Consider the following 1,479-nt stretch of genomic DNA (forward strand, 5'->3'; position numbering starts at 1 on the left):
GAGAGTGTGAGACTTTTTCTGTAAATTAGCTTTCTATGATATTTTAGAAAGACAACTATGTAAAAAATTACTTCTGTCTTAATTTCAAATATATAATTTAAAAATGAGTATGTCAATAACGCCTAAGAAAAAAGGCGTTATTTTTATAAAAATTTTACTCGGGAAGTCTGCCATCATACATTATGGATAGTTCACCATAAACCTTACCCCAGTTTCTGAGGACTGATGTCCATTTCTTAGTTGCCTCAAATGTTGCAAGATAAAGTGCCTTGAGAAGTGCAGTATCACTTGGAAATACGCTTCTTTGACTGTTTAATCTGCGGTATGTGCTATTAAGACTTTCTATGGCATTCGTTGTATATATTACTTTTCTGACTTCTGGTGAAAATTTGAATATAGGGGTTATGGCGTCCCAATTTTTCAGCCAGCTTCTCATAGATCCTGGGTATTTATCATTCCACTTCTCAGTTACAACTTCCAGATTTTTATGGGCAGTTTCCTCAGATGGAGCCTGATATATACTCTTAAGATCCTTTGCAAAATCTTTCTTGTGTTTATAAGATACATATTTAAGTGTATTTCTTATCTGATGTACGATACATCTCTGGTATTCTGTGTCAGGAAAGGACGCATTTATAGATTCTTTTATGCCAGAAAGACCATCTGCACAAAGTATGAGAATATCTTTAACGCCTCTGTTCTTAAGCTCATTTAGAACACCAAGCCAGTATTTGCTGCTCTCGTTCTCACCTATATTTATGGAAAGCACATCTTTTATTCCGGCATCATTTATACCCATGATTATATAGGCAGCAAGCTTTTTTACTATACCGTTATCTCTGACGGAAAAATGTACTGCATCTATGAAAACAATTGGATAAACTGTAGACAATGGACGCTGCTGCCACTGTTCAATCTCTGGTAATATGCGGTCTGTAATATTAGATATCATACTTTCACTTGCTTCAAAACCATATATGTCTTCAATAATTTCAGATATTTGTCTTGTAGTCATACCTTTTGCATACATTGATATTATTTTGTCTTCTATGCTTGATATGTCCTTCTGGCGCTTTGCTACAGCCTGCGGCTGAAATGTACTGTTCCTATCTTGAGGTACATCAATCTCCACTTCACCATATTTACTGCGTACTTTCTTGCTTTTCTTACCGTTCCTGTAGTTAGCTTCATCAGAACGTCCATACTTTTCATAGCCAAGATGATTGTCCATCTCACCTTCAAGCATCTCCTGAAGAGTTCCTCCCAGTAGATCTTTCAATGCATCTTGAATATCCTCTGCAGATTTGATATCATACTCATTTAAGAGAGAAGTTATAATATTTCTCTTACCATCTGTCATTGGTTTTACCTTATAAACATCTTTTTTTCTTGCCATAAAAAAAGCCTCCTATAATTTTTATTTTATCATAGAAAGCTTTATGTTTTTATTTTATTTACAGACTTTTTATCACAGGCTGG

General features: G+C 34.8%; 1 protein-coding gene. It reads right to left on the reverse strand.

All coding sequences use genetic code 11. The annotated features are described in order from the left end of the window. Nucleotides 1-154 precede the first annotated feature (154 nt). Entirely contained in the window at nucleotides 155-1,396 is a 1,242-nt protein-coding gene (locus tag CLCOS_RS09345; protein ID WP_063602656.1) for an IS256 family transposase, read from the reverse strand. Between the last annotated feature and the right edge of the window lie 83 nt (nucleotides 1,397-1,479).

Origin of the sequence: Clostridium coskatii (genome assembly GCF_001675205.1) — a bacterium.
In the GTDB taxonomy this organism is placed as follows: domain Bacteria; phylum Bacillota; class Clostridia; order Clostridiales; family Clostridiaceae; genus Clostridium_B; species Clostridium_B ljungdahlii.

What these genes read in the sequence shown, in the direction of transcription:
- CLCOS_RS09345 (WP_063602656.1), bottom strand. Translation starts at nt 1,396, where the DNA reads ATGGCAAGAAAAAAAGATGTTTATAAGGTAAAACCAATGACAGATGGT.